We start from the raw sequence: 6,445 nt of genomic DNA, 5'->3' as shown, positions 1-6,445 counted from the left end.
GGGCGGACAGTGCTGCGCTCCAGCCCGGGGAACAGCCCGGCCGTGGAACCGAGCGGCCGTCGAAGAGTCCGTGGCGGACATGCGGAAGGCCCGCGTCCCTCACGGGCGCGGGCCTTCTCGGTGATGCGGTCCTGACGGGATTTGAACCCGCGGCCTCCACCTTGACAGGGTGGCGAGCACTCCAAACTGCTCCACAGGACCAGGTTCGCGGCGCGTTCACTGCTCTGCGCTGCGAAAAGAGACTGTACAGGAGGGCGGCCGCCTGGTCGAACTCACCCTGGGTGGCCGTACCGTCACGGTGCCAGCGCGTCGATCGCCTTGATGATCCGCTTGTCCGAGACGGGGTGCGCGGTGCCCAGCGCGTGCGCGAAGTAGCTGACCCGCAGCTCCTCGATCATCCACCGGACGTCCCGCACCTGCTGCGGAACCGGGCGGCCCTGGGGCATCTGCTCCAGCAGCCACGCGTACTCGTCCTGCATCTCCCGGACCTTCTCCATGCGGGTGGTGTCCCGCTGGACGTTGGCCGGCATCTGCTGGAGACGCCGGTCGGCGGCCACCAGATAGCGCATCAGGTCCGGCAGCCTGCGCAGGCCGGCGGACGTCACGAAGCCCGGCCGCACCAACGCGTCCAACTGCTCCCGCACGTCCCGCAGGTTCGCCAGGAGCGCCGGGCTGCGGACCGACTTCAGCCGTCGCTCGCACGCCTGCCAGGCGGCCAGCACCTGCTGCACCTGCCCCACCGCCCGGACGGTGGTGTCCACGATCTCGGCGCGCACCCGGTCGAACAGCTTGCGGTAGGACTCCTCGTCCCACACCGGCCCGCCGAAGTCGGCGATCAGCCGGTCCGCCGCCGCCATCGCGCAGTCGTCGAACAGCGCCTGCATCGAACCGTGCGGATTCGCGGACAGCGCCAGCTTCTGCTGGTTCGTCAGCTTTTCGGATGCGAACTTCGCGGGGTTGACCGGGATGTTGCGCAGGACGAGGCGGCGGGTGCCCTTCCACATCGCCTCCTGCTGCTCGGCCTCGGTGTCGAACAGCCGCACCGACACGGTGTCACCGTCGTCCACCAGCGCCGGGTAGGCCCTGACCGGCTGGCCGGCCCGGCGGGTCTCGAAGACCCGGGTGAGCGTGCCGACGGTCCAGTCGGTCAGCCCCGAGCGTTCCAGGGACTCGCCGCCGCTGCGCTCGGCGGTGGCCGCGGCGGCGCGGCTCAGCGCCTTGCGGGCGCGCGGCTTCAGCCGCAGGCGCAGCGCCTCCAGGTCCTTGTCCTCGGCGAGCGTGCGGCGCCGCTCGTCGACGATCCGGAAGGTGATCCGCAGGTGGTCGGGGACCCGCGACCAGTCGAAGTCCTCCGCGTCGAAGGGGACACCCACCATGCGTTTCAGCTCGCGGGCCATCGTCACGGTCAGCGGCTCCTGGAGCGGGACCGCCCGCTCCAGGAACGCCTTGGCGTAGTTGGGCGCCGGGACGTAGTGCCGGCGCACCGGCTTGGGCAGGGAGCGGATCAGCTCCGTGACGACCTGTTCGCGCAGGCCGGGGATCTGCCAGTCGAAGCCCTCGTCGGTGACCTGGTTCAGGACCTGGAGCGGGATGTGGACGGTCACGCCGTCGGCGTCGGCGCCGGGCTCGAACTGGTACGTCACCCGGAACTTCAGCGGGCCCTGCCGCCAGGTGTCCGGGTAGTCGGCCTTGGTGACGGCCTCCGCCGACTCCCGGATGAGCATCTCCCGCTCGAAGTCCAGGTAGTCGGGCTGCTCATGCCGCTTGTGCTTCCACCAGGAGTCGAAGTGGGCGCCCGAGACGACGTGTTCGGGGACCCGCTGCTCGTAGAAGTCGAAGAGGGTCTCGTCGTCGACCAGGATGTCCCGCCGCCGGGCCCGGTGCTCCAGTTCCTCCACCTCGGTCAGCAGCCGGCGGTTGTCGGCGAAGAACTTGTGGTGGGTGCGCCAGTCGCCCTCCACCAGGGCGTGGCGGATGAACAGCTCGCGGGAGGCCTCCGGGTCGATCCGGCCGTAGTTCATCTTGCGGTGCGCCACGATCGGCACCCCGTACAGGGTGACCTTCTCGTAGGCCATCACGGCCGCCTGGTCCTTCTCCCAGTGCGGTTCGCTGTAGGTGCGCTTGAGCAGGTGCTCCGCGAGCGGCTCCACCCACTCCGGCTCGATCTTCGCGTTGACCCGTGCCCACAGCCGGGACGTCTCGACCAGCTCCGCGGACATCACGAACCGCGGCGGCTTCTTGAACAGGGCGGAGCCCGGGAAGATCGCGAACTTGGCGTTGCGGGCGCCGATGTACTCGCCGCGCCCGCCGTCCTTGCGGCCGGCCGGGGCGGAGTCCTTGGACTCCTTGACGTCCTTCATGCCGATGTGGGACAGCAGACCCGCCAGCAGCGAGACGTGGATCCGGTCGGCCGGGGCGTCCTGGTCGTTGAGGTGGATGCCCATCTGCTTGGCGACCGTGCGCAGCTGGGTGTAGATGTCCTGCCACTCGCGGATGCGCAGGAAGTTGAGGTACTCCTGCTTGCACATGCGGCGGAACGAGGAGGAGCCCCGTTCCTTCTGCTGCTCGCGCACGTAGCGCCACAGGTTGAGGTAGGCGAGGAAGTCGCTGGTCTCGTCGCGGAAGCGGGCGTGCTGCTGGTCGGCCTGGGTCTGCCGGTCGGCCGGGCGCTCGCGCGGGTCCTGGATGGACAGGGCAGCGGCGATCACCATGACCTCGCGGACGCAGCCGTTGCGGTCGGCCTCCAGCACCATGCGTGCGAGCCGCGGGTCCACCGGCAGCTGGGCCAGCTTGCGGCCGGTCTGGGTGAGCCGCTTGCGCGGGTCCTTCTGCGAGGCGTCCAGCGCGCCCAGTTCCTGGAGCAGCTGCACGCCGTCCCGGATGTTGCGGTGGTCGGGCGGGTCGATGAAGGGGAACTTCTCGATGTCGCCGAGTCCGGCCGCGGTCATCTGCAGGATGACGGAGGCCAGGTTGGTGCGGAGGATCTCCGCGTCGGTGAACTCCGGACGGGACAGGAAGTCGTCCTCGCTGTACAGCCGGATGCAGATGCCGTCCGAGGTCCGGCCGCAGCGGCCCTTGCGCTGGTTGGCGCTGGCCTGCGAGACGGGCTCGATGGGCAGCCGCTGCACCTTGGTGCGGTGGCTGTAGCGGGAGATGCGGGCGAAGCCCGGGTCGATGACGTACTTGATGCCCGGGACGGTCAGGGAGGTCTCGGCCACGTTGGTGGCCAGAACGATCCTGCGGCCGCTGTGCTGCTGGAACACGCGGTGCTGCTCGGCGTGGGAGAGCCGCGCGTACAGGGGCAGCACCTCGGTCGACCGGTACCGCTTCTTCGTCAGCGCGTCGGCGGTGTCCCGGATCTCGCGCTCACCGGACAGGAAGACCAGGATGTCCCCGGGCCCCTCGGCCATCAGCTCCTCGACCGCGTCCGTGATGGCCGTGATCTGGTCGCGGTCCGCGTCCTCGGAGTCCTCCTCCAGCAGCGGGCGGTAGCGCACCTCCACCGGGTAGGTCCGGCCGCTGACCTCGATGACGGGGGCGTCGCCGAAGTGCCGGGAGAAGCGCTCCGGGTCGATGGTCGCCGAGGTGATGACGACCTTGAGGTCCGGACGCTTCGGGAGCAGCTGGGCGAGGTAGCCGAGCAGGAAGTCGATGTTCAGCGACCGCTCGTGCGCCTCGTCGATGATGATCGTGTCGTAGGCACGCAGTTCGCGGTCGGTCTGGATCTCCGCGAGCAGGATGCCGTCGGTCATCAGCTTGATGAAGGTGGCGTCGGGGTTCACCTGGTCGGTGAAGCGGACCTTCCAGCCGACGGTCTCCCCGAGCGGGGAGTCGAGCTCCTCGGCCACCCGCTCGGCCACCGTGCGGGCCGCGATCCGCCGGGGCTGGGTGTGCCCGATCATGCCCCGCACGCCGCGGCCCAGTTCCAGGCAGATCTTCGGGATCTGCGTGGTCTTGCCGGACCCGGTCTCACCCGCGACGATCACCACCTGGTGATCGCGGATCGCCTCGGCGATCTCGTCCTTCTTCTGGCTGACCGGCAGCTGCTCCGGATACCGCACCTCGGGCACGCGCGAGCGGCGCGTGGCCATGCGCTCCTCGGCCCCGGTGACCTCCGTCTCGATCTCCGCGAGCACGGCGGCCCGCGCCTCCGGCTTGCGGATCTTGCGCGCGCCCTCCAGCCGCCGGCCGAGCCGGTGCGCGTCGCGCAGCGACAGGTCGGCGAGGCGGGAGGCGAGGGAACCGAGAGCGGGGGCAGGGTGCGTAGACATACGGATTCCAGGATCTCATCCCGCGGAAAGACGCGGCCAACGGTTTTGCCGGGGAGCCGGGCCACAGGACCCGGGGGACGCAACAAGGCCCCGATCGGTGATCGGGGCCTTTGCTGTGGCTGGGGCCGGGGTCGAACCGGCGACCTTCCGCTTTTCAGGCGGACGCTCGTACCAACTGAGCTACCCAGCCGCGATGTTTCACGTGAAACACCAGCGGTCCTGACGGGATTTGAACCCGCGGCCTCCACCTTGACAGGGTGGCGAGCACTCCAAACTGCTCCACAGGACCAAGCGTGTCGTACGACAGTGTCGCACAGGGTGGTGCGTGCCCCCAACGGGATTCGAACCCGTGCTACCGCCTTGAAAGGGCGGCGTCCTAGGCCGCTAGACGATGAGGGCTATCGGCCCGCCTGGGCGCTTCTCAGCGCGTCGGGGACGTGAGAAGCATATGGGATGGCGGGACCTATCGCCAAAACGGTTTACGGGGTGGCCGTCGGGCGGGTCGCGGGCGGGGACGGACGGGACGGCGAGGGCGCCGGGGTGGGGGCCGGCGAGGGGCTGGACGAGGGCGAGGACGAGGGTGAGCCCGACGGCGACGGCGAGTCCGCGCCGGGCTGGTTCTCCTCGGGCAGATGGCGGCTCACCTCGGCCGTCGTCAGACCGAGCCCGCCCAGCTTGATGGAGTCCCACGCCTGCAGCCGGCGGGTGTCGCGGTCGAAGTAGAGGATCGACGTCTCGATCGGATCCGGGTGCTCGCCCTCGACGGCACGCAGCCCGCTGCCGCCGGTCGACCCCTCGATCCGCAGCCGGGTGCCGTACTCCATGACCTCCATGTCCTGACGGTGGTAGTGGCCGGCGAGGACCAGCGGCACGGTGCCGTCCACCTCGCGTGCGGCGGACGGTTCGTGGGCGAGCGCCACGTCCACCGGCGTCCCGGCCGCCGCCTGGTCGCGCAGCGCGGAGGCGAGACGGGCGCCGGCCAGCTCCTGGGACTCCTCGGCGCCCTTGGTCTTGGAACGGTCGGGGGTGAACTGCGGGTCGCCGATGCCGGCGAAGCGCAGGCCCGCGATGGACTCGGCCCGGCCGTCGTCCAGGACGTGCACGTTCTTCAGGTCCTCCAGATAGCTCTGGGTGACCCGGGAGTCGTGGTTGCCGCGGACCCAGACATAGGGGGCGCCGAGGTTCTCGATGGGGTCGAGGAACCCGTTCTCGGCGGCGGTGCCGTGGTCCATGGTGTCGCCGGTGTCGACGATGACGTCCACCCGGTACTGCTTCACCAGCGAGCCGATGATCGCCCAGCTCGCCGGATTGAGGTGGATGTCGGAGACGTGCAGCACCCGGATGGTGGTCGGGTCCGGCTGGTAGGTGGGCAGGGTGGACGTGGCGTCGTAGAGCTTGGTCACGTTGGTGACCAGGCGGGCCAGCTCCTGCTGGTACACGTCGAACTCGGTGACGATGCTGCGCGCGTCGCCGACCAGCGACGGGGCGGACGACAGCAGGCCCGAGAACCGCGGCTCCAGGACGGAGTCCGGGTTCCAGGTGGCGTAGGCGGTCCCGCCGGAGGCCGCCAGCAGGGCGAACGCCAGCCCCCCGGCGGCCAGGGCCCTGCGCGGACGGCGGTAGACGATCAGGCCCAGGGCGGTGGCACCCGTCACCACGGCGATGCAGGAGCGCACGGCGAGGTCGGCCGTGCCGGTGCTGACGTCCCGGGTCACCTCGTCCTGGAGCCCGGAGATGCGCTCGGGGTGGTCGACGAGGGCCTGGGCGCGCTCCGGGTCCAGCTGGTCCACGTTGACGTCGAGACGCACGGGAGCGGTGTGGCTGTCGAGCTGCAGCGCGCCCAGCGGCGAGACGTTGATCTTCGTGCCGCCGGTGAAGGAGGGGCGCAGGGTCATGGTCGTGTCCATGGGCCCGACGGGCACCCGCACATTGCCCACCACCAGGAGCCCGAGCCAGGCGCCCACCAGCACCACCGCCACGAGGCCCAGGGCCCGCGCCCAGGGGTGACGGCGGGGGGCGAGTTCCACCGCGGCTGCGGAGCCGGGGCGTCGGGAACGGCGGAGGAGGGAGCGCGGCGCGCTCCGGGCGCGGCGGAGCACGGTCGACACGGCGGCGGGAACGCGGGCCATTGATCCCGTATGCCCATGTCGGCCGACGGATATGCGAGGTGCGGG

The 6,445-nt window shown here is 70.5% G+C and carries 2 protein-coding genes and 4 tRNA genes; all 6 read right to left on the bottom strand.

What is annotated here, in order from left to right; all coding sequences use genetic code 11:
- Positions 1-126: 126 nt before the first annotated feature.
- Positions 127-201 (bottom strand) — tRNA-Asp (locus AC02VZ_RS24675).
- Positions 202-293: 92 nt separating this feature from the next.
- The gene (hrpA, locus tag AC02VZ_RS24670; RefSeq protein WP_476476409.1) at positions 294-4,271 is read right to left on the bottom strand and encodes an ATP-dependent RNA helicase HrpA; all 3,978 of its coding nucleotides are present in this window, start codon (positions 4,269-4,271) and stop codon (positions 294-296) included.
- A gap of 116 nt (positions 4,272-4,387) precedes the next feature.
- Positions 4,388-4,461 (bottom strand) — tRNA-Phe (locus tag AC02VZ_RS24665).
- 24 nt (positions 4,462-4,485) lie between these two features.
- Positions 4,486-4,560, bottom strand: a tRNA-Asp gene (locus tag AC02VZ_RS24660).
- A gap of 37 nt (positions 4,561-4,597) precedes the next feature.
- Positions 4,598-4,670: transfer RNA gene (locus AC02VZ_RS24655), tRNA-Glu, on the bottom strand.
- A gap of 80 nt (positions 4,671-4,750) precedes the next feature.
- A complete protein-coding gene (locus AC02VZ_RS24650) occupies positions 4,751-6,400 on the bottom strand; it encodes a metallophosphoesterase family protein (protein WP_476476408.1) in 1,650 nt (549 codons plus the stop codon).
- Positions 6,401-6,445 lie beyond the last annotated feature (45 nt).

The sequence above is a fragment of the Streptomyces sp. 3-6 genome (assembly GCF_056323165.1).
Note: the sequence above shows the minus strand (reverse complement) of the source record. Positions and strands in the feature narration are given on the sequence as shown.

Bases quoted from the DNA above. Each gene is read 5' to 3' on its own strand.
- hrpA (WP_476476409.1), bottom strand. From the start codon at position 4,271: ATGTCTACGCACCCTGCCCCCGCTCTCGGTTCCCTCGCCTCCCGCCTC.
- AC02VZ_RS24650 (WP_476476408.1), bottom strand. From the start codon at position 6,400: ATGGCCCGCGTTCCCGCCGCCGTGTCGACCGTGCTCCGCCGCGCCCGG.